Annotated in this window: 20 protein-coding genes; 5 read left to right on the top strand and 15 right to left on the bottom strand. The window is 66.8% G+C overall.

The window, feature by feature from the left end; translation table 11 throughout:
• Positions 1 to 79: 79 nt before the first annotated feature.
• Complete coding sequence (locus H6A21_RS00340) at positions 80 to 757, bottom strand: DUF1275 family protein (RefSeq protein WP_204559608.1); 678 nt, start codon at positions 755 to 757, stop codon at positions 80 to 82.
• Between the two features lie 257 nt (positions 758 to 1,014).
• Between H6A21_RS00340 and H6A21_RS00345 the strand changes: the two genes are divergently transcribed.
• A complete protein-coding gene (locus H6A21_RS00345) occupies positions 1,015 to 3,042 on the top strand; it encodes a YgiQ family radical SAM protein (RefSeq protein WP_239462524.1) in 2,028 nt (675 codons plus the stop codon).
• Between the two features lie 438 nt (positions 3,043 to 3,480).
• Here H6A21_RS00345 and H6A21_RS00350 read toward each other — a convergent pair whose 3' ends face one another.
• The 3 genes from H6A21_RS00350 to H6A21_RS00360 form a co-directional block, all read right to left on the bottom strand.
• A complete protein-coding gene (locus tag H6A21_RS00350; RefSeq protein ID WP_239462539.1) occupies positions 3,481 to 4,410 on the bottom strand; it encodes a CPBP family intramembrane glutamic endopeptidase in 930 nt (309 codons plus the stop codon).
• Positions 4,411 to 4,743: 333 nt separating this feature from the next.
• A complete protein-coding gene (locus tag H6A21_RS00355; protein WP_239462525.1) occupies positions 4,744 to 6,573 on the bottom strand; it encodes a DEAD/DEAH box helicase in 1,830 nt (609 codons plus the stop codon).
• Positions 6,574 to 6,896: 323 nt separating this feature from the next.
• Complete coding sequence (locus H6A21_RS00360) at positions 6,897 to 8,897, bottom strand: 5'-nucleotidase C-terminal domain-containing protein (protein WP_204559612.1); 2,001 nt, start codon at positions 8,895 to 8,897, stop codon at positions 6,897 to 6,899.
• A 246-nt stretch (positions 8,898 to 9,143) separates the two neighbouring features.
• Between H6A21_RS00360 and H6A21_RS00365 the strand changes: the two genes are divergently transcribed.
• From H6A21_RS00365 to H6A21_RS00380, 4 genes are all read left to right on the top strand, one after another.
• The gene (locus tag H6A21_RS00365) at positions 9,144 to 11,477 is read left to right on the top strand and encodes a heavy metal translocating P-type ATPase (RefSeq protein ID WP_204559613.1); all 2,334 of its coding nucleotides are present in this window, start codon (positions 9,144 to 9,146) and stop codon (positions 11,475 to 11,477) included.
• 362 nt (positions 11,478 to 11,839) lie between these two features.
• On the top strand, positions 11,840 to 12,061 hold the full coding sequence (locus tag H6A21_RS00370; protein ID WP_204559614.1) for a heavy-metal-associated domain-containing protein: 222 nt from the start codon (positions 11,840 to 11,842) through the stop codon (positions 12,059 to 12,061).
• Positions 12,062 to 12,066: 5 nt separating this feature from the next.
• The gene (locus H6A21_RS00375) at positions 12,067 to 12,339 is read left to right on the top strand and encodes a metal-sensing transcriptional repressor (protein ID WP_204559615.1); all 273 of its coding nucleotides are present in this window, start codon (positions 12,067 to 12,069) and stop codon (positions 12,337 to 12,339) included.
• A gap of 212 nt (positions 12,340 to 12,551) precedes the next feature.
• Positions 12,552 to 12,986, top strand: coding sequence for a zinc ribbon domain-containing protein (locus tag H6A21_RS00380; protein WP_239462526.1), 435 nt, complete (start codon positions 12,552 to 12,554; stop codon positions 12,984 to 12,986).
• A 236-nt stretch (positions 12,987 to 13,222) separates the two neighbouring features.
• On the opposite strand, the gene H6A21_RS00385 is transcribed toward H6A21_RS00380, so the two are convergent.
• The 11 genes from H6A21_RS00385 to H6A21_RS00435 all read right to left on the bottom strand — a co-directional run bounded on the left by H6A21_RS00385 (position 13,223) and on the right by H6A21_RS00435 (position 22,977).
• Positions 13,223 to 14,062, bottom strand: coding sequence for a PHP domain-containing protein (locus H6A21_RS00385; RefSeq protein WP_204559617.1), 840 nt, complete (start codon positions 14,060 to 14,062; stop codon positions 13,223 to 13,225).
• 158 nt (positions 14,063 to 14,220) lie between these two features.
• Positions 14,221 to 15,207, bottom strand: coding sequence for a PHP domain-containing protein (locus H6A21_RS00390; protein WP_204559618.1), 987 nt, complete (start codon positions 15,205 to 15,207; stop codon positions 14,221 to 14,223).
• A 176-nt stretch (positions 15,208 to 15,383) separates the two neighbouring features.
• On the bottom strand, positions 15,384 to 16,424 hold the full coding sequence (locus tag H6A21_RS00395; protein ID WP_204559619.1) for an ABC transporter ATP-binding protein: 1,041 nt from the start codon (positions 16,422 to 16,424) through the stop codon (positions 15,384 to 15,386).
• A 5-nt stretch (positions 16,425 to 16,429) separates the two neighbouring features.
• A complete protein-coding gene (locus tag H6A21_RS00400) occupies positions 16,430 to 17,254 on the bottom strand; it encodes an ABC transporter permease (protein WP_204559620.1) in 825 nt (274 codons plus the stop codon).
• A complete protein-coding gene (locus H6A21_RS00405; RefSeq protein WP_204559621.1) occupies positions 17,251 to 18,144 on the bottom strand; it encodes an ABC transporter permease in 894 nt (297 codons plus the stop codon). The genes H6A21_RS00400 and H6A21_RS00405 overlap by 4 nt, the downstream gene beginning before the upstream one ends.
• Before the next feature lie 86 nt (positions 18,145 to 18,230).
• The gene (locus tag H6A21_RS00410) at positions 18,231 to 19,391 is read right to left on the bottom strand and encodes an ABC transporter substrate-binding protein (RefSeq protein ID WP_239462527.1); all 1,161 of its coding nucleotides are present in this window, start codon (positions 19,389 to 19,391) and stop codon (positions 18,231 to 18,233) included.
• A gap of 395 nt (positions 19,392 to 19,786) precedes the next feature.
• A complete protein-coding gene (locus H6A21_RS00415; RefSeq protein ID WP_204559622.1) occupies positions 19,787 to 20,470 on the bottom strand; it encodes a Bax inhibitor-1 family protein in 684 nt (227 codons plus the stop codon).
• Positions 20,471 to 20,679: 209 nt separating this feature from the next.
• Positions 20,680 to 20,820 (bottom strand): rubredoxin-like domain-containing protein, encoded by a 141-nt coding sequence (locus H6A21_RS00420; RefSeq protein ID WP_204559623.1) that lies wholly within the window; start codon positions 20,818 to 20,820, stop codon positions 20,680 to 20,682.
• A 142-nt stretch (positions 20,821 to 20,962) separates the two neighbouring features.
• Positions 20,963 to 21,466: a flavin reductase family protein gene (locus tag H6A21_RS00425; RefSeq protein WP_204559624.1), complete on the bottom strand. Its 504-nt coding sequence runs from the start codon at positions 21,464 to 21,466 to the stop codon at positions 20,963 to 20,965.
• 139 nt (positions 21,467 to 21,605) lie between these two features.
• A complete protein-coding gene (smpB, locus tag H6A21_RS00430) occupies positions 21,606 to 22,076 on the bottom strand; it encodes an SsrA-binding protein SmpB (protein ID WP_204559625.1) in 471 nt (156 codons plus the stop codon).
• Positions 22,063 to 22,977, bottom strand: a complete 915-nt coding sequence (locus tag H6A21_RS00435) for a hypothetical protein (protein ID WP_204559626.1) — start codon at positions 22,975 to 22,977, stop codon at positions 22,063 to 22,065. The genes smpB and H6A21_RS00435 overlap by 14 nt, the downstream gene beginning before the upstream one ends.
• Positions 22,978 to 22,990: the final 13 nt, after the last annotated feature.

Raw genomic sequence — 22,990 nt, forward strand, 5'->3', positions numbered from 1 at the left:
CACGAGCAGGGCGGACGGTACGATTCACCCCCGACAGCGGCAGGCGCGCAGATGCCTGTGCGCGAACATCCGCTTCCCCCTACCCGCGGGCGACCGCACGCGGGCGAGCGTGCTCGCGGTCGATGAACATGATGATGAACGCCGCGAGCAGCAAAACCGAGCACGCGATGATGGCGCGGTGCCCCAGGCGCTCGACGAACCAGTTGCCGAGGACCGCACCGGCCACGAAGCAGCCGATGGTCCCGAAATACAGCAGCCCGTTTTCGAGGAAACCCCGTTCGTGGTTGATAAGGTAGTCGTCCACGCTCTGCACGGCGGAGCGCAGGTTGCCGATGCACATGGTCGTGGCGATGCCGTGCCCGTGGATCTTGCGGAACGACTCGACCTGCATGCCGCATGCGAACGACCCCAGGCAGTTCGCCACGATATCGGGGCCGATGTACGCGACCGCGACGAAGACCGCCGCTTCGAGCAGCACGATGACCTGCCGCCAGTGCAAAACGTTCGCGAAGCGGCAGTGCACGAGGTCAGCGAGCGCGATGCCCGTCGCGAAGCACGCGACCGGCAGCGCATAGTGGACGGCACCCGCGAGATCCGCCTCGGACAGATGGATGCCGCATAGCAGGATGTTGCCCGTCTGGGCGTTCGCGAACACCTGCCCGCGCGCCATGTAGGAATAGGCATCCATGAACCCACCCGCAAGCGCCAGGATGATGCCCAGCTCGATAGAATCCGATATCTGCTTCGCCCGCTGCACGAAGACGCGACCCCCTTTCGCAACCCGACGGGCACCTGCCGCCCGTCGCGCCCGAGGTCGAAGCGTAGCGTAATCGTGCACGCCCCTCCAAACGCATGGGCCCCGGAAATGAAATTGGTACAATTCGGGAAAGTATTCCCTCAGGGAAACGCCGACCGGCGGCCTTCGCGGCCGGGAGCACCATGCCGAACGCGATGCGAAAGCGTTTCCATACAACCGGCAGGCGACGCACGCGCCGTCAGACGATAGGAGCACCCATGGCAGACCGCTCGCAGTTTCTTCCCGTATCGCGCGCCGACATGGACGCGCGTGGCTGGGATGCCTGCGACTTCGTCTTCATCTGCGGCGACGCCTATGTCGACCACCCGTCGTTCGGCATGGCGATCATCACCCGCGTGCTCGAGGCCCATGGCTACCGCGTGGGCGTCATCTGCCAGCCCGACTGGCGCGACCCCGCGAGCATCGCCGCGCTCGGCGAGCCGCGTCTCGCCTTCCTCGTGTCCGCCGGCAACATGGACTCCATGGTCAACCACTACTCGGTGGCCAAGCACCGCCGCAAGACCGATGCCTACACGCCCGGCGGCGTCGCCGGGGCGCGCCCGAACCACGCCGCCGCGGTCTTCGGCAACCTCATCCGGCGCACGTTCAAGCACACGCCCATCCTGCTCGGCGGCATCGAGGCGAGCCTCAGGCGCCTGGCGCACTACGACTACTGGTCCGATTCGCTGAAGCGCAGCATCCTGCTCGACTCCGGCGCCGACCTCGTGCTGTACGGCATGGGCGAGCACGCCATCGTCGAGGTCGCCGACGCGCTTGCCGCGGGCCTGCCCATCGAGCAGATCACCTACGTGCCCGGCACCGTCTACCGCGTGAGCGGCGGGGCGGATGCGCTCGCCGAGGTCTACGATTACGAGCTCCTCCCCTCATGGGACGAGCTCTCCGCCGAGCGCGTCGCGTACGCGCGGAGCTTCGCCGTCCAGTACCGCAACATGGACCCCATCACGGGCGGCAGGCTCGTCGAGCCCTACCCGAACGGCGTCTACGTCGTGCAGAACCCGCCGGCATCGCCCCTTACGACCGAAGAGCTGGACGCCGTCTACGAGCTGCCCTACGCGCGCACCTGGCATCCCGACTACGACGCGGCGGGCGGGGTGCCGGCGTTCTCGGAGGTCAAATTCTCCATCACGTCGAACCGTGGGTGCTTCGGCGAGTGCTCGTTTTGCGCCCTCACGTTCCATCAGGGACGCATGCTGCAGGTGCGCAGCAGCGAGAGCATCATGCGCGAGGCGGAGGCGCTCACGCGCGACCCCGATTTCAAGGGCTACATCAACGACGTCGGCGGGCCGACGGCAAACTTCTTCCGCCCCGCCTGCGACAAGCAGGCGAAGTATGGCGTGTGCACGAACCGCCGCTGCCTATGGCCGACCGTCTGTCCCAACATGGTCGTCGACGAGGACGGCTACGCCGAGCTGCTGCGCGACCTGCGGCACCTCCCCGGCGTGAAGAAGGTGTTCGTGCGCAGCGGCATCCGCTTCGACTACGCCATGGCAGACCCCTCCGATGCGTTTCTGGAAGAGCTCGTGCGCCATCACGTGAGCGGTCAGCTGCGTCTGGCCCCCGAGCATGTGAGCGACACCGTGCTCTCGGTCATGGGCAAGCCGAGCCGCGCCGTCTACGACGCCTTCTGCCAGCGCTTCCGCGAGATCTCGGAGCGCTGCGGGCTGGAGCAGTACGTCGTCCCCTACCTCATCAGCAGCCACCCCGGCTCCACGATGAAGGAGGCCGTCGAGCTCGCCGAGGCCGTGCGCGACATGGGGTACATGCCCGAGCAGGTGCAGGACTTCTATCCCACCCCGTCGACGATGTCGACCTGCATGTACTACACCGGGGTCGACCCGCGCACCATGGAGCCCATCTACGTGGCGCGCGACCCCCACGAGAAGGCCATGCAGCGTGCGCTCATCCAGTACCGAAAGCCGGAAAACTACAAGCTCGTCCGCGAGGCGCTCAAGCGCGCCGGTCGCGAGGACCTGATCGGGTACGGGAAGAACTGCCTCATCCGCCCCGTGCCACCCCGCCCCGGCGAGCGTAACGCTGCGACGAAGCGCAAAGGGCAGCAGGCGCCGGGGCGCAGCAAGGACTCCAAGCGTGGCCATGGCGACTCCCGCAAGGGCTTCGCCGGAGGAAAGCATGCGGGTGGGCGCGGCCCGTCGGGCGCGGCCCCGCACGGCAGGAACCGAGCGGCCCAGGGCCGCGAGGGCGCACGCGGAGGACGCCGCCGCTAGCCCGCGGCACGGCCCGCGGCATGGGGAAGCGAAGCCGCCCGCGCGTGCAGGGGCTAAGCCGTCTGGAGCCGTCTGATGACTTCGTTATGCACCGGTTTTCGCGCATGCATCGAAAGCTTCGACGACCGTGGACAAAAACGGCTTGAGTGGGACTCCTCACCGACTTGATAGGAAAATATTGGTCCACAAGACCAGATAATTATCTATCGGCTATATGATATATGCAGGTAGCGAACGATAATTATTCATCGCTCCTTACGGAGAGCTACGGCGCAGCGCTGCATACGTACCACTCGGCGCGTTTTTGTCCAAGCGCGTGCCCCTCAGCACATGAAAGCAAACCAGCGGGTCCGGACGTGCCCCGCACGCCCGGACCCGTATCCATTCCAGTGCACCGCCATGGTCGCGATCCGTATCGAAGCGCAAGCGCGCCGCGGCTCACCGCCTACCCGCACTGCCTTCGCGCCTGGCGCGCGAGCGCGCGCTCGCCAGCGAGAAAAGCACCAGGCCCGCGACGGCGATCAGCACCGCGAGCACCACGGCAACGGGCACGCCGGCGAACTCGAGCGCACCCGAGAGCTCGACCACGAAAAACGAGCAGAAGTTGATGGCGAGATGCAGGATCATCGACCATGCGAGGCTGCCCGTGCGCCATACGACCCAGCCGAACAGCATGCCGAGCAGAAACGTATACGTGCCCTGCACGATATTCAGGTGCAGCACGCCGAACAGCAGGGCCTGCAGGGCGTTTGCGATCCAAAAACGCGCCGGAGGCACCGCGGGCACCGGGCGCGGGGTCTCGCCCGTCTCTCGGCACCACTTCGCATCGCGCCAGCGGGCGGCACACGCGGGGCAGACCGCGCGCAGCACGCACTCGAAGATGACGCCGCGGCACGCAAGCTCCTCGGTGACGGGAGCGCCGATGGCCGTGACCAGAAGTGACAAGACGGTCAGGTCGCTCAACACCGGATCGTCTATGATCTCAATGTACTCCGTCTGGAGGTCGGGCGCGAGCGGCAGCAGAAACGTCAACACGTAGCTCAAGATCAGCTGCAGACCCACCCCCATGAGCGCAATTGCCACGAGGCGCGCCGCTATCGAGACCGCTGTCGGACGTCCAGCGGGATGCCGCAAGGCGATCAGCGAGCTTGCGCGCAGATGGCGCCACCATGGCAGAAAGACCGCAAGGCAGCCCATCTGGCTCACGAGCATGATCGGCCCTATATAGGTGCCGATAAGCTCATCGGACGAGAAGCTTTGATTGACCGCAAGGGAGAAGACCACGACGACAACCGAGCTCACCAGCGTGAAGAGCAGCTGGGTCGCCAGCACGGCGGCAAAGGCGCCGAACGCGGCGAGCAGCCACATCACGGCGTTGAGCGTCCGCGAACGGGGCGCATCGGATGGTCTGGGCGGCAGTACCCGCGGTCCCGCGGCACCTTGAGCAACTGCGAGCGCATCGAACGCGCGCGGCGCAGAAGCCTCCACAGGAGCGAAATGGGCCCCGCGGGGACGGTCGCCAGAAAGCGGCGCCGGAGCGCCGAGATCTTGCCTATCGAAACGAGCATCGCCCATCATGTATCACCTCTGAGACAGTATCCCCGCGATGCAAATGCTCCATACGCAGGCGAGTCGACGGCCGCGCTCCACGATACCGTCAACAAAAAAGGGGCCACGCTCCGTGGCCCCTTCATCTCGGTGCTATCGCTGCCCGCCGCGGTCGCCGGGACGGCGACCCGAACGGTTGCGATTCTGCTGGCCGTAGCCGCCGCGGTTGTCTCGACCGCCGCGCGTGCCTCCCTGTCGGCGCCGCGAGGGCTCCTCGTCATAGTTGCGCCAGTCGTTGCTGCGGCCCGAACGGGACGCCGAGCCGTGCGATGCGCCCGCATGGCTGCCGCGACCGCCGTTTCGTCCGCCATGCGACGTGCGCTTCGAGCGATCGGCATCGCGATCGGCGCTGCGATCGCGGCGCTCCGGGCGCTCGGATGCGCCCTCACCGAAGCGCTCGGCACGACGGGCGGCGCGATTGCCGCGCGGCGTCTCGTCGCGCTCGGGGCGCGGGGCGGCCACCGCGTCATCGGCATGCACGCGAACGCGTCCGGGACGCTTGCGCGAAGAGGGACGCGAGGCGCCCTCCCCCGCCTCCGCACGGGCGACATCGCGGGCGGCACGGCGCTCGATATCACGCTGGCGCGGGGCGCGACGGCGCTCGCGGGCGGGGCGCTCGCGGCGCTCGGAAGCCTTCTTCGCGCGGGCGCGACGGCGCTTCTTCTCCTTCTTGCCGGCAGGATGCTTGGCGGGCACGCGATCGGGGTCGACAGCCGGCGGGTTCTCGCCCACGCTGATGTCGTCCGCGTCGTAGAGCTCGGCCGTCTTGCCCATCAGGGCCTCGATGTCGTAGAACTCCGCGACGTCCTCGCGCGTGACGAACGTGAGCGACCAGCCCTCCTCGCCGGCGCGGCCGGTACGGCCGATGCGGTGGATGTAGTCGGTCGGCTCCTCCGGCACATCGAAGTTCACGACGTAGCGGACGTCGGTGATGTCGATGCCGCGGGCGAGCACGTCGGTCGCCACGAGCACCTGTACCTTGCCCTCGCGGAAATCACGCAGCGCGCGCTCGCGCTGGGCCTGGCTTCGGTCGCCGTGGATCGCCGCGCAGGTGATGCCCGCACGGGAGAGCCTGCGCGCACAGGTGTCGGCACGGCGCTTCGTGCGCACGAACACGATGGCGCGCTCGGGCCCCTCTTTCTTGAGGACGGCGGTCAGCGCTCCGTTCTTCGCATCGTTCGAGACGGGCAGCACATACTGCTCGACCGTATCGGCCGTCGAGGTCACCGGGGCGATCTCGACGCGCGCGGGGTCGCGCACCAGATCGGTGATGGACCCGACGCGGCTCTCGTCGAGCGTCGCTGAGAACAGCAGCGTCTGGCGCTCGGTGCGGCACTCGTCGACGATGCGGCGCACCTGGGGCAAAAAGCCCATGTCGAGCATGCGGTCCGCCTCGTCGAGCACGAGCACGGAGACCTCGTCGAGGCGCGCCGAGCCCTGTTCGATAAGGTCGACCAGACGTCCCGGCGTGGCGACGAGGATGTCGCAACCGCGGGCGAGGGCCTGCTTCTGCGGCACGTAGCCCACGCCGCCCACGACCGTGACGGCGACATGGCGCGTGCGTGCGGCGATGGCGTGGCAGACCTCCTCGATCTGCTGCGCGAGCTCGCGCGTCGGGGTGATGACGAGCATGAGGGGTCCGCGGCCCTTGGCGGCGTTGGCGCGACGGCGTCCGCGCGCGCCCTTCTTCGCCGGGGGCGCCACATGGGGCAGACGGTCCATGGTCGGCAGCAGGAAGGCCGCCGTCTTACCCGTGCCCGTCTGGGCGGCGGCGAGCAGGTCGCGGCCGGCGAGCACCTCCGGGATGGATGCCGCCTGGACGGGCGTGGGCATCTCGTAGCCCATGTCGGTCACGGCAGCGAGCACGGTCTCGGAAAGCCCGAGGTCGGCAAACGCCGGAGAGTTCTGTTCAGTTGTAGGCATAAATGCACAGTCCATTCTGCACGGCGCGATCGCCGTGAAACATCAAAACGTGTAAACGCATGCAGCGGTTCGCGCCGATGCCGTGCAACGCCCGATACAGGCCGTCACCCGCTATCTGATATGCGCGATGGAGCAGGATCCGCTGAACGAAAGTATACGAACTGTGCAGATAAACCCTGTGGGAAAGCGATGGAAACACCCGAACACCACGAATAACGAGGACAGACCCGCTGCGGGCATACGCAACATGCGGCCGGCAGCCTAAGCCGCCGACCGCTCGCCTCGCATCCTTCTGGAATAGGGACGCTGCCCCTTCCGACCACCTACGCGCGCCTGCGGCGCACGCGCAGCACGATGCCGCCGGCGACGCAGAGGGCGCCCAGGCCGCCGGCCATCGCGACGCCCACGAACCCCGCGTCGCCCGTCTGGGGCAGACTGCCCGCGCCGGACGCTTCGCGCTCAGGCAGCACCGTCGGCTCGTCCGCCTGCGTGGTGCCGGGCGCTGTCGCGGCGGACGCCAACCCCTCACCCGGCGCGGGTTCCGGATCGAGGTCGGGTGCGGGTTTCAGGTCGGGGTCCGGTGCGGGTGCGGGTTCCGGCGCTACTCCACCCTCCCCCGTCGTGAGCACGATACGCCCCGATCCCGCGGGGTCCGCGTAGGCGTCCGAAACCACGCCGGAAAGGTCATCGGCAAGGTAGGCCATCAGACCCTGGACGTCGGTCATCGCGTTTGCGAGCAGCACCGGGCAGTCTTTGAACATCGTCATGCCGTCGCCGCCCTCGAGCAGCAGATACCCGTGGCTTGCGAGCGTGTAGGTCCGCGCGGGATCGATCGGCTCGCCACCGACGTGCACGTCATGCACGCGCCGCTCGCCCGCCACGCGCACGAAGGCGCCGTGGTCGTCGGTCTCCACCGACGAGGGAATATCGGTGCGCACCGCATACGTCAGACCAGACACCTGCAGAAAGCCGCCGCTCGCCTCCGGATACTTGGAGACGCCCATCTCGAGCGCATCCAGAATCTCTTGACCGGTCGCCTCGACCATGCTGAGCTCGTTGCCGAACGGCTGCACGCCGTACAGGTCGCTATTGGTGATCGGGCCGGCCTGGATCGACGAGCGCACACCGCCCCCGTTGACGATCGCGATCTGGGCGCCGGTTGCAGCACGGTACGCATCGGCGACGAAATCGCCCATGTTGGTCTCGCCCAGGCGCACATACAGGCCCGTCTGCGCGTCCTCGCTCACCAGGCCGACGGTGCTTTCGCCCACGACACGGTCGAGCTCGTCGGCAAGCTCGGCGTCGACGGCGTCGACCTCGGCCTGCACGTCGGGGGCGGTCCGGGTGAAGTCGGCAGCGGTCACGAGCTCGAAGCTCATGACGATGCCGTCCGCGTCGTCGGGGTCGACGGTGAGCTCGCCCACCGCGGCGAGCTTGGTGCCCGTCTGGGCGAGCGGAACCTGCTCGCCGTCCCTGTTCGCGACGCTCGTCACGTAGGCCTCGTGCGAATGGCCGTCGATGCAGGCGTCGATGCCGGTCGTGTGGGCGATCACCGCATCGCTCGTCCACCGGTCGGTGATGCCGGAGCGCCCCAGATGCCCCACGGCGACCACATAGTCCGCCCCGGCGGCACGAGCCGCATCCACCGCGGCCTGCACCCGCGCATAGAGTGCCTCGCCCGTCGGGTCCTCGGAAAAGCCGTAGAGATAGGTCCCCGCATCGTCGGTGAACGAGGCCGGCGAAGACTTGCTCAGCGTCTCGGGCGTGGTGATGCCCACGTAGGCCACCTTGAGCACGCCGTCGGCATCCCCCGCCGCCGGAGCGGCCCCATAGGTCTCGATGGTATAGGGTGAAAACACCGTCTCGCCTGAAGCGAGGCTTACGAAGTTGCAGGACACATAGGTGGCGTCGGACCGCTCGACGAGCCCGAGCAGGCGCTGCATGCCGTAGTCGAACTCATGGTTGCCGGGCACGGCGACATCGTAGCCCACCGCGTTCATGAGGCGGACGATGGCCTCGCCCTCCGTCAGTAGGCCGACCGGGCCGCCCTGGATGGCATCGCCCGCATCGACGACGGTCACGTTGGCGTCTCCGTAGGCCTCCTCGAGATCGTCGACGAAGGCGGCGACGCCCGCATAGCCGATCGTCTTGCCCGCATCGCCGTCGACCGCGCAGTGGATGTCGTTGGTGAACGCGACGGCGACCTCGTCGTCGATGCGCTCGGCGAACGCGTCGGCCGGTGCGACGAGGGCGAGTGCACAGGCTATGGCGACGGCCGCCGCGCGCACGGGTGCCACATGGAGCACATCGCGAGCTTTTAGCATAAGAACCTCCTTGGAGCAGACGCTCCACATTATACGGGCACGACACCTCCACGGGGCCGCCGTGCACATGAGCGCCCCCGTGAGCGAACGAATGCAGGGGACGCGGGCAGCATGAACGCGCAGTGACGTCTCACATATTGCCTGAAAAGGACTAGACACCCCCGGGGGGTATAGGTACGATGGGCATAATCAATACCCCCAGGGGGTGTTCGCACACCCGTTGGGATCTACACGAAAGGAGCCACCATGGCTCACGAGAAATTCGACGTCGGAGGCATGACCTGCGCCGCGTGCCAGGCGCACGTGGACAAGGCGGTCTGCAGCCTCGCCGGCGTCAAGGACGTTTCGGTCAACTTGCTCTCCGGCTCGATGACCGTCGATTTCGACGAGAACCAGGTCTCGCCCGATGACATCTGCACCGCCGTCGACCGCGCCGGCTACTCGGCCACCCCCGTCGACACCGGCACCGTCGCGCAGGCGGGCGCGGCAGCGGGCCCGGGCGCGGCGCATCACGAGAGCCCGACCAAGAAGCTCGAGGCGGCCGCGGCATCCATGAAGACGCGTCTCATCGTCTCCATCGTCTTCCTCATCCCGCTGTTCTACATCGGGATGGGCCACATGCTCGGCTGGCCGCTGCCCGCTGTGTTCACCGACCACATCCACGCGATGACGCTCGCGCTCACCGAGCTCATGCTGCTTCTGCCCATCCTGTGCATGAACCGCGCGTACTTCATCAACGGGTTCAAGTCGCTCGCCCACCGGGCACCCACCATGGACGCGCTCATCGCCATCGGCGCCACCGCGAGCGTCGCCTGGTCCATCTACGCCATGTTCGTCATGGCCGACCAGCTTGCCTACGGCGACGTCCACGGCGCCGCCGCCACCGCCATGGACAACCTCTACCTCGAGAGCGCCGGCACGATCCTCACGCTCGTGACCGTGGGCAAGTACCTCGAGACGCGCTCGAAGTCGAAGACCGGCTCTGCTATCGAGGCGCTCATCGACCTCGCGCCCAAGACGGCCACGCTCGTCGCCGCCGACGGCACTGAGACCACCGTCGACGTCGACGCGATCCCGGTTGGCGCCACCGTGCGCGTACGCCCCGGCGAGTCGATCCCCGTCGACGGCATCGTGCTCGAGGGCACCTCGGCCATCGACGAGAGCGCGCTCACCGGCGAGTCGATCCCGCAGGAGAAGAACCCGGGCGACACCGTGCACGCCGCCACCATCAACCGCACCGGCGCCTTCACGTTCCGCGCCACGCGCGTGGGCGCTGACACGAGCCTGGCCAAGATCATCCAGCTCGTCGAGGACGCGAACGCCACGAAGGCCCCCATCGCCCGCCTCGCCGACAAGGTCGCCGGCGTCTTCGTGCCCGTCGTGCTCGTCATCGCGCTCGTAACCTTCATCATCTGGATGGTGCTCACGCAAAACATCAACGAGGCGCTCACCGCCGGCGTGGCCGTCGTGGTCATCAGCTGCCCGTGCGCCCTCGGCCTCGCCACGCCGGTCGCCATCATGGTGGGCACGGGCAAGGGCGCCGAGATGGGCGTGCTGTTCAAGAGCGCCGAGGCACTCGAGACCCTCCACACCGTCGACACCGTCGTGCTCGACAAGACCGGCACCGTGACGCAGGGCCGCCCCGCCGTGACCGACATCCTGCCCGCGCGGCGCGCCGACGGTTCGGCGATGAGCGAAAAGCAGCTGCTGAAGCTCGCGGCGGCGCTCGAGAAGTCGAGCGAGCACCCGCTGGCGGAGGCCATCATGGCCGAGGCGGACGCCCGCGGCATCGTCGCGCGCCCCGTCGCCGACTTCGCCGCCGTGCCGGGGCGCGGCGTGACCGCGCGCGAAGGGCAGAGCCCCATCGCCGCCGGCAACGCCCAGCTCATGGCCGAGCTTGGCATCGAGGTCGACCGGCAGCAGCTTGAGGCCTTCGCCCGCGCGGGCAAGACGCCGCTGTTCTTTGCGAAAAACAGCGAGCTCGTGGGCACCATCGCCGTGGCAGACGAGGTCAAGCCCACGAGCCGCGCCGCCATCGAGGCGCTTGGGTGCCTGGGCGTGCGCGCCGTCATGCTCACCGGCGACAACCGCCTGACCGCCCGCGCGATCGCGCGCACCGTCGGGCTGGCCGACGACGCCGTGATCGCCGACGTGATGCCCGCCGACAAGGAGCGCTGCGTGCGCGAGCTGCAGGAGCACGGGCACACCGTGGCCATGGTGGGCGACGGTATCAACGACTCCCCCGCCCTGGCCCGCGCTGACGTGGGGCTTGCCATCGGCGCCGGCGCGGACGTGGCCAAGGAGGGCGCAGACGTGGTGCTCATGCACAGCGACCTGCTCGACGTGGCGCGCGCCATCGAGCTTTCGCGCGCGGTGATCCGCAACATCAAGCAGGACCTGTTCTGGGCGTTGTTCTACAACAGCCTGGGCATCCCGCTTGCCGCCGGCGTGCTCTACCCCGTGCTGGGCTGGCAGCTGTCGCCCATGTTCGGCGCCGCCGCCATGAGCCTGTCGAGCGTCTGCGTGGTGACAAACGCCCTGCGCCTGCGCACCTTCCGCCCCAAATCCGTGGGAGAATAGGGAGGGGTCCGGCGGCAACCAGGACAACCGGGGTCAACGGGGCTGGCGTGGACTCTGCGGCAAGCCGTCCCATCGACCAAGGCGACCAGGCCCCGCCAGATGCCCGCGATTGACCGGGATGAGGAAGAGGCGACTCGTGCGCGATGACCGACGATCGAATAGCAAGATCGGGCATCCGATGCAACCGGGTCAACCAGGCCGGCCTGAGCCCCAAGATGGGGCGCCATCAGCAAGGGTAACCAGGCCTCTTCAGATGCCTGAGGTTGCCTTAAAAGAGGAGGGAGCACGCCTCGTGCGCGGCGACCGACGATTGAAAGGCAAGATCGGGCATCTGAAGAGGCCGTTCAGAAAGGAGAAGAGCTATGAAGTATTCGATCAAGACCGAGGGCCTGCACTGCGGCCACTGCGACGCGTCCGTGGAGAGCGCGCTCATGAACGTTCCCGGCGTGACCGACGCCGACGCCGACCACGAGGTCAACGTCGTCGAGGTCTCGTGCGACGACACCGTGACGACCGAGGCGCTCACCGCCGCCATCGAGGGCGCGGGCGAGAGCTTCAAGGTCGTCGAGATCCAGGCGGCGTAAGCGCCATGATGGCCGACCGCGCGCGCATCACGCGCCTGCTCAAAACCGCTCGCGGGCAGATCGACGGCATCTTGCGCATGGTGGAGGACGACCGCTACTGCGTCGACATCTCCACCCAGCTCATGGCCACCGAATCGCTGCTCGCGCGCATCAACGCCGACGTGCTCAAGGCGCACATGGAGGGCTGCGTGCGCACGGCCATGGAGACCGGCGACGAGCAGGAAAAGGAAGACAAGCTCAAAGAGATCGAGGCCATCATCGACAAGCTGGCAAAATAGCGCATGCACGCATCCGCCCGCACCCGCCGGGCGCCGAGCCGAAGAGGCCCGAGGGCACGTTTGGGGCGCAAAACCCAACACCCTCGGGCCTTAACCTTTCACGAAACTTGTGCCCATGTGACAGAAGAGGCTGGCGTGGGCGAGAAAACGGGTAAACTAGTGCATGTTCGTTTGACTGCTATGAAACGAGGCTAGAGACAATGCAGGATTTTATGAACGGTCGACGCGGCGTCGATGAATTGACCACCGCGCTCGGCGCCCTGAGCATGGTGCTCGCGCTCATCGGATCGATCTTCTCGCTCTCTCCTTTGGGCTGGATCGCCCTCATCATCGTGGCGGTGGCCCTCAACCGCGTCTTCTCCACCAACATCGCGGCCCGCGAGCGTGAAAACGACAAGTTCCGCGAGCTCACCGCCAAGCTCCCGTTCGGCCAAGGCGGCGCGTCTCACGCGGGCTCCGGCTCCCGCGGCAGCGCCAGCGACTTCGACCGCAAGAAGCGCACCGCACAGAAGATGTGGGAGAACCGCAAGACCACGATGTACTTCAAGTGCAAGAACTGCGGCCAGATGCTCTCCGTTCCGCGCGGCAAGGGCCGCATCCGCGTCACCTGCCCGCGCTGCGGCACCAAGGTGGAGAAGAAGTCCTAGCCTATCGGGTCCTCATTTTGCCATCGGCTTTTGCAACCGCCCCGGATGCGATTCGGGGCGGTTTTTTCTATGCTGCGGCACACGGGCGGTATTCGGGAGACGCGGCTTCCGGCGCGTAATCCCCGTCTTCCAACAAAGCGCGTCATCGGTGACGATGAGCGGGCGATTTCCGCTTCCAATCGTCGCCGATGACACGCTTTGCAAAAAGAGGAGCAGCGAAGGGCACCTGGCCGGCGCTACACGATGGGCATGGCCTCCCAGGAGCCGTCGGCGCGCGGGACCTCCACCGAGCGGTACCCGATGCGCGCCGCATGGTCGTAGGCTGCGGCGATGCCGTCGCAGATGTCGCCCGGCACATGGCCGTCGGAGCCCACCGTGATGGGCACGCCGGCACGGCAGAAGCGCTCGAGCAGGCCGCGCGCGGGATAGTAGTCCCCCACGCCCTTGCGCCAGCCGGCAGTCGAAAGCTCCACGCGTTTGCCCGTGTCGCGCGCGCAGGTGACCATCTCGTCCCACAGCGGCGCCAAGTCGATGGTGGGAGCAAAGCCGGCGTTCACGAAGCGCATGGCAAGGTCGGGATGGGCCATCGTGTCGAACAGATCGCACGCGCAGGCGGAGCACCAGGTGGCGCAGTAGCGGCGCCACACCTCGTCGGGGCCGAGCTCCTCCCAGATGTGCTGGTCCGTGGCATCATCAATCCATGCCCCGCCATCCTGCGACCCCAGCCAGTGCACCGACCCCAGGCGCACCTGCGCACCGGCGCTCCAGCGGGCGATGTTCTCCTCGCACCCTTCGTACCAGTCGCACTCGAAGCCGTAGATGAACTCGAGGTCCGGATGGGCGTCGCGCGCGGCCCCCCACGCCGCCCGGTGCGCAGCGAGTTCCCCCTCCACCACCTGAACCGACCCCGCAGGGTCCATGACCTGCGGCAGCGTAAGGTGATCGGTCGAGACGAGCACGCGGCACCCGGCCGCGAGCGCGGCGGCGGCGTTTTCCTCGAACGTGCCCACGCCGTCGGAAAAATGCGTGTGGGTGTGCGTGTCCACGATGGAACGCGCGGGAAGGGGCGTTGTCATGGGAGGTGTCCTTTCGCAAAAGCTGTCATGCTGCCATTGTAGCGGCGCGAGAAATCAGGGCAGAGGTTTTTCACCGGGGACCAATCGGGGGCGGGCCGCGTTTGGCCGATCAGAGTCAACCAAATGCGACCCGCCCTCGATCGGCCCCTGCTTGCACGCTAGTCTGCGAACAGGGCGTTGGTCCAGGCGCGGCGGCCGCGCGCGTCCGTGCATTCCAGGCGCACGTAGGTCTCGGTGCCGCGCAGCTCGAACGCGGCGTGCTCCATCAACTCGCCGGCAGGGGCGATGACCGTACGGTTGCCGCCGATGGGCCCGCCGGCCACCAGGGTCACGCGCTCGCATGGGCTGCAATCGACCCACGCGCACCCGTCCGTCACGCCCCAGGAGCGCACCTCGGGACCGGCCGAGGAATAGTATTCCCCCGCCATGAGTGCCCGCACGATCGCGCTGCGCGTCAGCTCCGGCGCGCACACCACGACCCAGCCGCCGAACATGTCGTCGAACGCGAGCACGTGGTGCGAATCGTCCGCGGCGATGCCGCCCACGCGCGCCCCGCGGCGCAGCATGAGGTCCCAGTACACGGTATCCGCCCCGTCGCCGCCCTCGTTTTCGGTGTCGTAGTTGTATACCTCGATGCCGAAGATCCCCTTGAGCCCCAGCACGTCATAGGGCTCGATGCGGCTCCACAGCGGATGGTTGTACGTCACGGCGCAGCCGTGCGCGGCCAGATAGTCGCCCAGCTGCTGCGCTACCACAAGGCCGTCCCACGTGCCGAAGCGCTCCAAAGGATGCACGTAGTCCATGTGCGAAAAACGGCGCGGCGCGGCGGCGACCATCTCGTCGGTGCCCAAAATCCCGTGCATATGGTGCACCTTCAGCCGATTGCGCGCATGGATGTCGTCGTAGAGCACGGCGGAGGCCTCGAGCCCCGGCAGGATGATGAAGTCCTCGCGGTCGAGCTCGGCGGAAAAATCGGTATAGCGGTCGTGCTCGGACAGGCACAGGAACTGGTAGCCGTGCGCGTGGAAATCGGCCGCGACCTCGGCGGGGGTCAAGCGGCCGTCGGACACGGTGCTGTGCGCATGGAGGTTTCCCTTGTAGCGCGGGGTATCGGCCGGCAGGGCAATCCGGTTGGAGAAAGGCATGGGACCTCGATTCGTATGCGAAAAAAGAAGGGGCGGCAGCCGGGCAGGCGCGCGCAGACGCGAGCCGGCCCGCCCTGCGGCGGGTGCGCGGCGCGGCGGGCATGCGGCGGCGCCGGCCCAAGTGGATCGCGGGCGCCCCTGGCAGCGGGGCGCCCGCGTGCAGGAAGGGCGTGCGGCTACGCGGCGTCGCGCAGGGCGCCGGCGGGGATGAACAGGCAGTCGTGCTCGGGAATGGCCAGGTACACGTCTTGCCCGGGCTCAAACATATGGAAGCTGCGGAACAGCGCGTCGACGCGCAGGGTGACCGCGCCCACGCGCACCGTGTAGCGCAGCACGTTGCCGCGCGGCGTGCTGCCCGCGACCGTGCCGCGCACCACGTGGCACCCGGCGACGTCCGCCGGGCTGTCGGCGGTGATGGCGATGGTCTCCGGGCGCACGGCCACCACATGGCCCGCAGGGACGGAGGCGCCCGTCATGGCCTGGAACTCGTCGCGCGCGAGCTGGTTGTAGCTGCCGATGAAGCTCGCGGCAAACTCGGACACGGGCTTGGTGTAGACCTCCACCGGGGTGCCGGCCTGCTCGATGCGCCCGGCATGGAACAGCTGGATCACATCGGACATCACCATGGCCTCGTCCTGGTCGTGCGTCACGAAGATCGTGGTGAGGTTCAGCTCCTGCTGGATCTCGCGGATGCGCGCCTGCAAAGACCGGCGCAGCTTGGCGTCGATGGCCGAAAGCGGCTCATCGAGCAGAAGCACCGCGGGCTCGGTCACGATGGAGCGCGCGAGCGCCGCGCGCTGCTGCTGGCCGCCGGAGAGATTCGCCGGGTAGGCCTTCTCCTTGCCGGTGAGCTCGACCATGTCGATCGCCTCGCGCACCTTGCGGTCGATCACATCCTGCGGGACCTTCTGCATCTTGAGGCCGAAGGCGATGTTTTGCTCCACGTTCATGTTGGGGAACAGGGAGTACTGCTGGAATACCATGCCGATGTTGCGCTTGGACGCGGGCACGTCGGTGATGTCCGCGCCGTCGAGCAGGATGCTGCCCTCGCTCACCTGCTCCAGGCCGGACAGGCAGCGCAGCAGCGTGGACTTGCCGCAGCCCGAAGGGCCCAGCAGCGTCACCAGGTCGCCCTTCTCGATGCCGAAGCTGATGTGGTCGAGGACGGTGTTGTCGCCGAATCGCTTGACGACATCGTGGAACTCTATGTAGGACATGGGCGCTACTCCTCCTTGGATTTCTGCGTGCCGCTCTGCAGCTTGAGGACCGTTGCGGTCACCGCGCCCACCACGAGGAAGATGATGACGACGATGGCGCTCGAAAGGCCGCTCGACCGGTCCATGTTGGCCTGCAGGAACACCTGGATGTTCTGATAGTTAGTGCCGGCGATGTTGTTGGCGAGCACGAAGTCGCCGAACACGATGCTTTCCGCGAGCAGGCTCGACACCAGGATGCCCGAGATGATATTGGGCAGGACCACCTGCACGTAGGCGCGGAAGCGCCCGCAGCCGAGCATCTCAGCCGCCTGGATGAGCATCTCGGCGTCGATGGCGTTGAGCGCGTTGCGGATGCCCTGGTAGATGTAGGGCAACACCAGGATGGTGTACGCTCCGAACAGCATCACCATGCGGTTGGACAGGATGGTGCCCGTGCCGGTGTAGAGCGAGATGATGCCGATGGACAGGATGACGCCCTGCAGTGCGTAGGGGATCATGCAGATGAACTGCATGGCCCGCCCGAGCTTGCGGTTCACCGCCACCACGACGTACATGGCCAGCAGCAGAAGCACGATGGTGATGGCGACGCTCACCAGGCACAAAACGAGCGTGCGCCCGATGGACGACCAGAACGTCACGTTGCTGAACAGCTCGATGTAGTTGCGCAGCGTGAACCCGGAGGGAAGGACGTCGGTCCACTCGACGAACAGCGAGTAGATGAAGGTGGTGACGAACGGGACGAGCAGGTACAGGGCTACGATCGCCAAGAAGATCTTGGCGGCAAGCGACGTTGTGCGCCCGTTCCGGGCAGCCTTCGCGTTGGCACTCATACGATCTCACGACCTTTCGCGGCGCGCTTGGTGAAGTGGTTGTTGATGAGGGTGCAGGCGACCATGAGGATGATGAGCACGATCGCCAGCGCGCTGCCCGTCGCGGCGTCCACCTGCACGTCGCCCTTGAACTTGGACGTGATCTGCAGCGGCAGCAGCGCGAAGTTGTTCATCACGAGCGCGTAGGCGGTAGCGTAGGCGGCCAGTGCGTTGGAGAAGAGCACCGACAGCGTGCCCAGGATCGAGGGCATGAGGTTGGGAATCACGATCCTGAACCAGTAGTCGAACGTCCCCGCCTTGAGGATGGTCGCTGCCTCGCGCCACTCCTTCCGAATGCCGGAAAACGCCGGGAGCAGAAGCAGGGTCGCCAAAGGGATCTGGAAATAGATGTAGAGCATCACCAGGCCCTGGCTGCCGTACAGGTCGAAATCAGCCAGAAACGGGATGCCCCAGCTGCGCCCCATGATGGTGAGGACGCCCGAGTTGCCCATGAGCACCATGAAGGCGAACGCCAGCGGCACGCCGGAGAAGTTCGACATCATGTTGAGGACGAGCGTGAAGACCCTGCGCACGCGCTCGCTCGCCTCGAAGGCGAAGCGCGCGGCGAGAAAGGCCACGACGATGCCCACGATCGCCGACAGCAGGCTGATCCACACGCTGTTCCAGATGGACTGCTGGTAGAGCGGGGTGGTGAAGATCTTGATGAAGTTCTCGAAGCCGGGCGTTCCCGACTCCTTCCCTATGAGGCTGTCGATGACCAGCTGCGCCAAGGGAAGGAACTCGTAGGCGACGACCACGACGAAGAAGGGAACGATCGCGGCGTACCCGAGCAGAGGACGGCGCTTCGGCGCCCGGGCCGCAGCGCGCGGCGCGGGAGAAGACGATGCCATATGCGACCTCCTGTATTCTCATACGGTGACGCGGGGCGGCCGGGAAGCGCCGCCCCGCGTCGTGGATTCAGATGCGTATGCGGCGCTTAGCCGATCAGCGGAATGATGTTCTCCTGGTACCAGGTGATGAGGTCGGCGCAGACATCGGTCCACTTGTCGTTGTCGACGTCGATCACGTTGTCGCCATAGGCGGCATCATCGAGGTGAAGCGCCTTGACGTCCTCGGGCAGCTCGACGTCGCGGATGGGCGTGGCGAAGCCGCGGGCGAGGTTGATTTGGCCCTCGTCGGACAGGATGTACTCGCGGGCGAGGCAGGCCGCAGCGGGATGCGGGGCGTACTTGTTGATGATGGTGCAGTAACCGGAGCGCACGCTGCCGTCCTGGGGAATGGTGACCGTGAAGGCCGCATCCGGGTTGTTCTCCAGGATCTGGGCGCGGTAGTTCAAGGTGTTGTAGTCCCAGTGCATGGCGACCGCGATCTCGCCGCTCTCGAGGCGGGCGATGGAAGGGTCGCCCGTGTCGAGGCGGCCGGCCTCGGCGAGCTCGGTGAGGAAGTCGTAGGCGGGCTGCATGTCGTCGATGCTGCCGCCAAGGGCGTAGGCGGCGGCGAGCACGGCGTACTGCGAAGAAGCGCCGGCAACGACGTCGCCGATGGTCACCTTGTAGTCGCCGTCGAGGATGTCCTGGTAGCTCGTGGGGGCGTTGGGCACCTGCTCGTCGTTGGCGATGAAGGACATCGTGCCGTAGTAGCCCACGACCCAGTCGCCGTCATCGTCCTTGGCCCAGTCGGGGATCTCGTCCCAGTAGCTGGTCTTGTACTTGAGGGTGACGCCCTCCTGCTCGGCCGTGGGGCCCCACTGCTGGCCAACGTCGCCGATGTCCTTGGTGCCGTCGGTGCCCTCGGACTTGAACATGGCGATCTCCTCGGCGGAGGACATGTCCTGGTCGGTATGGGCGATGCCGTACTCGGCTTCGAGGTCCTCCCAGGTCTCCACCCAGTTAGCCCAGGTGTCGGGCATGCCCACGGAGTTGACCTCGCCCTCCTCTTTGGCCTGCGCGATGAGGTCCTCGAGCGACATCTCGTTGTAGTCGACTTCGGGCGCGGCGGCGGCGCTGCCGTCGTCGCAGCCGGTGAGGCCCATGCTGGCCACGGCGGCCATGCCCGCCGCACCGGCGAGCATGGCGAAGAACTGCCTGCGGGAGACGCCGCGCTCCATGGCGGCGCGAACCACGGTACCCTTGTCCATGGTTTTTCCTTCCTGTTCGGGATGTATGAGCTCTCGCTGCCGCCCAACATCACGTTCCGTGAGGGGCAGCACCGCGAGCGACTATAGCGAACAGGACGGGGCCGACGGGACGAGCGCAGCCATTCCTTTCAGATGCGTGACGCAGGCTTACGGCGCGCTGATGCACGATGTGCGCAAAACCTTACATCGCGCAGAACCGGGCAAGCAAACCTTTACGAACGGGGCGCTCGGGATGTGAAATCAAAACAGGGGTCGACGCGGCAACCCTCCGCGGGCAAATCAACCCGTTGCGCGCGCGTGAAATAACCCCTGTTCTGGTTTCACCTCAAAAAAATGCCGCCCGGCAGGAACGAATCCTGCCGGGCGGCGCATGAAGCGGTTGCCGATGATGCGCGCTAGCGGTTGTCCACGATGTCGAGCACGCGGATGAACACGTTCACGATGTCCAGGAACAGGTTGGACGCCATGAAGACGGCGTTGGGCAGCGTGGGCTCCACGATGGCAGCCTGATGCATGTCGTAGCCGATGAACCCGCAGAACACGACGATGACGGCGATGTCGAGCCAGCTTTGGTCCACGCCCATGAACGCCATCGCGACCTGCACGACGCACAGCGCGATGAGCGCCACGATGAGCGTGCCGATGATGCGCTGGAACACCTGCGGGAACGCAAGGCCGAGCACGCCGAAGACGACGGTGATGGCCGCCGTGGCGATGAAGGCGGTGTTGATGGTCGGAAGGTCGTACTGCGCAAGGGCGGTGGCGGTGAACAGGCCGAACGTCGAGACGAACACGGCGTAGCCGATGAGCGAGCGCGCCACCGACTGGCGCTTGACCGCGCCCGACATGAGCACGATACCCACGATGGGACCGGCGATGAAGAGCACCAGGCCGAGCACGGCGTTCGCATCGAACCATGCCGTGAAGGCCGGACTCGTGACGACGCCGACACCGAGCCCCATGACGCAGAAGCCCAGAAAGATCATGCCCGCCAAGATGAGGTTGTACGTGCGCGCACCGATGCGCGGAGCGCCCGCTTCCGTTTGCACCGGAACGACACGGCGTTGAAGAGTACCCATGATGTTCCCCTTTCCTTGCATGCGCGATGCCCGCATTCGAGCAAAGCCGCGCGCCCCTCGAGCGCACCGCGCCGCCGCGCGGCATGAACCGCGACGCGCGGGCGCGAGCAGGCAGCGCGAACACCCGGCGCGGCGTTGAGCAATTGAGCAAAAGCGCCCCGGCCGCAACCGCGACCGGGGCGCTTCGAACACGGAGATGCGCTCGCGTCCTACTCCTCGACGCGCTCGAACTGATCCGGACCGACGCCGCACACGGGGCAGACGTAATCCTCGGGCAGCTCAGGGGTGTCGACCTCGACCTCGTAGCCGCAGACGACGCACACGAACTTGTACTTCTTCTCGTCAGCCATGATGACATCCTTTCGTAGGCGATGAACGTACCGCTAGTATATCGCCCGCGCGGCGAAACTTTCCGTCAATTCCGCCATCCACGGGTTTTCGCAAATAGGACACAATATCGATAACAATTTGCCTGCGCGCAGGCAGGAGCGCTTAGGCCTGGTAGCTGGAGGCCTTGGGAGGCGTCTTGCCCTTCAGCGTGCTGTGGTAGTAGCTGTAGGTGAGCGGCTCTTCGTCGGAGAGCTTCTGCGCGTCGACGATGTCGCCGATGAACAGCAGGTGCGTGCCCACGTCGACGGTGTCGACGACCGTGCAGGCATACAGGGCGCAGGCGTGCTGCGGCGCGTACGGGGCGCCCACCGACGAGATCTCGCAGCCGTACTTCTCGAACTTATCGAAGTTCGCGCTCGTGCGGAAGCCGAAATTGCCGATGTAGGGCATGTCGGCCGTCATGTCGATCGCCGTGACGGCGAAGGCGCCGGCGCGGGCGATGACGTCGGTGGTCACGTTGTCCTTATGGACGGCCACCATCATGCGCGGCGGCTCCGCGGTCACCTGGGTGGCGGTGTTGATGACGCAGCCCGCCTTCTGGCCGTCGGCTTCCGCCGAGACGACATACAGGCCGTAGCTCATCTTGAAGAGTGCGGTCAGATCCATGGTGTGCTCCCCTCGTTGCGCGACCGAAGAAACGTTACTCAAATTGTTGCTTTTTGACCATACCACAACGACACGGCGTCGGCGCCCGCATATTCGCAAGCGGCCGCCGGCGCCTCGCAAGCGGACCCGGGGGATCTGCTTAGCGGCTGCGCGCCTTGAGGGCGCGATCGATCTCGCGCTGCATGTCGCGCTTGGCCATGTCCTCGCGCTTGTCGTAGAGCTTCTTGCCGCGCCCCAGGCCGAGCGTGAGCTTCACGCGGCCGTTGTCGTCGAAGTACAGCTCGAGCGGCACGAGGGCGTAGCCGCGGTTACGCAGCTTGGCGTCGAGGTAGTCGATCTGCTTGCGGTGCAGCAGCAGCTTGCGGCGGCGGTCCGGGTCGCGGTTGAAGATGGAGCCGTGGCTGTAGGGGTGGATGTGCACGCCCACGAGCCAGCACTCTCCCCCGCGGATGAGCGCGAAGGTGTCCGTGATCTGGCAGGCGCGCTCGCGCAGGCTGCGCACCTCGGTGCCGGCGAGCACCACGCCGCACTCGAAGGTCTCCTCGATGAAGTACTCGTGACGGGCGGAGCGATTCTTCGCGATGGTCTTGCGCTCCTTACGACTCGGCATGGGGCCCCTCCTCCTCGCGCGACGGCGCATCGGCCGGTGCAGAAGAATCCTCCGCACGCTCCTGGGCAAGCTCGGCATCCGACTCGCGGATGAGCTTGATGAGCGCGCGGCACGCCTCGTCGCCGATAAGGCCGCGGGCGCGCACCGTCAGCTGGGTCGCCTCGTTGCGATCCCCCGCCGCAGCGGCGTCGGATGCGCACATGAGCAGGCAGATGGCGATCTCGGCGGACGGGCTCGTCTCGACGCCCTGGGCGGCGAGCTCGGCGAGGGCCTCCTTATCGCTCGCCTCTGCCGCCTCGGGGCGCTCGCGCACCATGCGGTCCGTGAGCGCCTGGACGCGACGGTCCTCGGGCGCGAGCTTTTCGGCCAGGCGGGCGCAACCGGATGCAGCCAGGGCATTATGCGCCTCGAGGAAGAAATCGCCCAGGTTCGCATAGGCGCGCGCTGCCATGCGGCCATCGGAGGCGCGCTCAATCACCGAATGGCTGAGTGCCGCCCACTCCTGCGTGTTGCCGAGCGCACGGTACAGCTCCGCCAGGTCCAGACGGTACGAGCAGTTCATGGGGTTCCAGCGCACCGCCTGCGTCAGGGCGTTGCGCGCGCTGACGTAATCCTGCGCGCCCACGTAGGCGAAGGCGAGCGCCGCGTACAGGCGGTCGAAGGGAGCGTCCACCTGCACGAGCTCGCGCGGATCGCGCTCCACGCGCCGGTACGCCAGGCGCTCGAAGGCATCAGCGAAGCTGAAGAACTGCACCGCATCGGTCGCCTGGCACGATTCGTCGATGTATTCCTCCGCGAGCTCGACCAGACGCTCGAGCAGGGGCGTGGCGGTCTCAAGGTCGCCCGCCGCCAGATAGCTCTCGGCGTAGGCGATATCGCTTTCGGTAACGGGTAGCTCCACGGGAATCCTTCCA

This window comes from Collinsella tanakaei (genome assembly GCF_016902615.1).
In the GTDB taxonomy this organism is placed as follows: Bacteria; Actinomycetota; Coriobacteriia; order Coriobacteriales; family Coriobacteriaceae; genus Collinsella; species Collinsella tanakaei_A.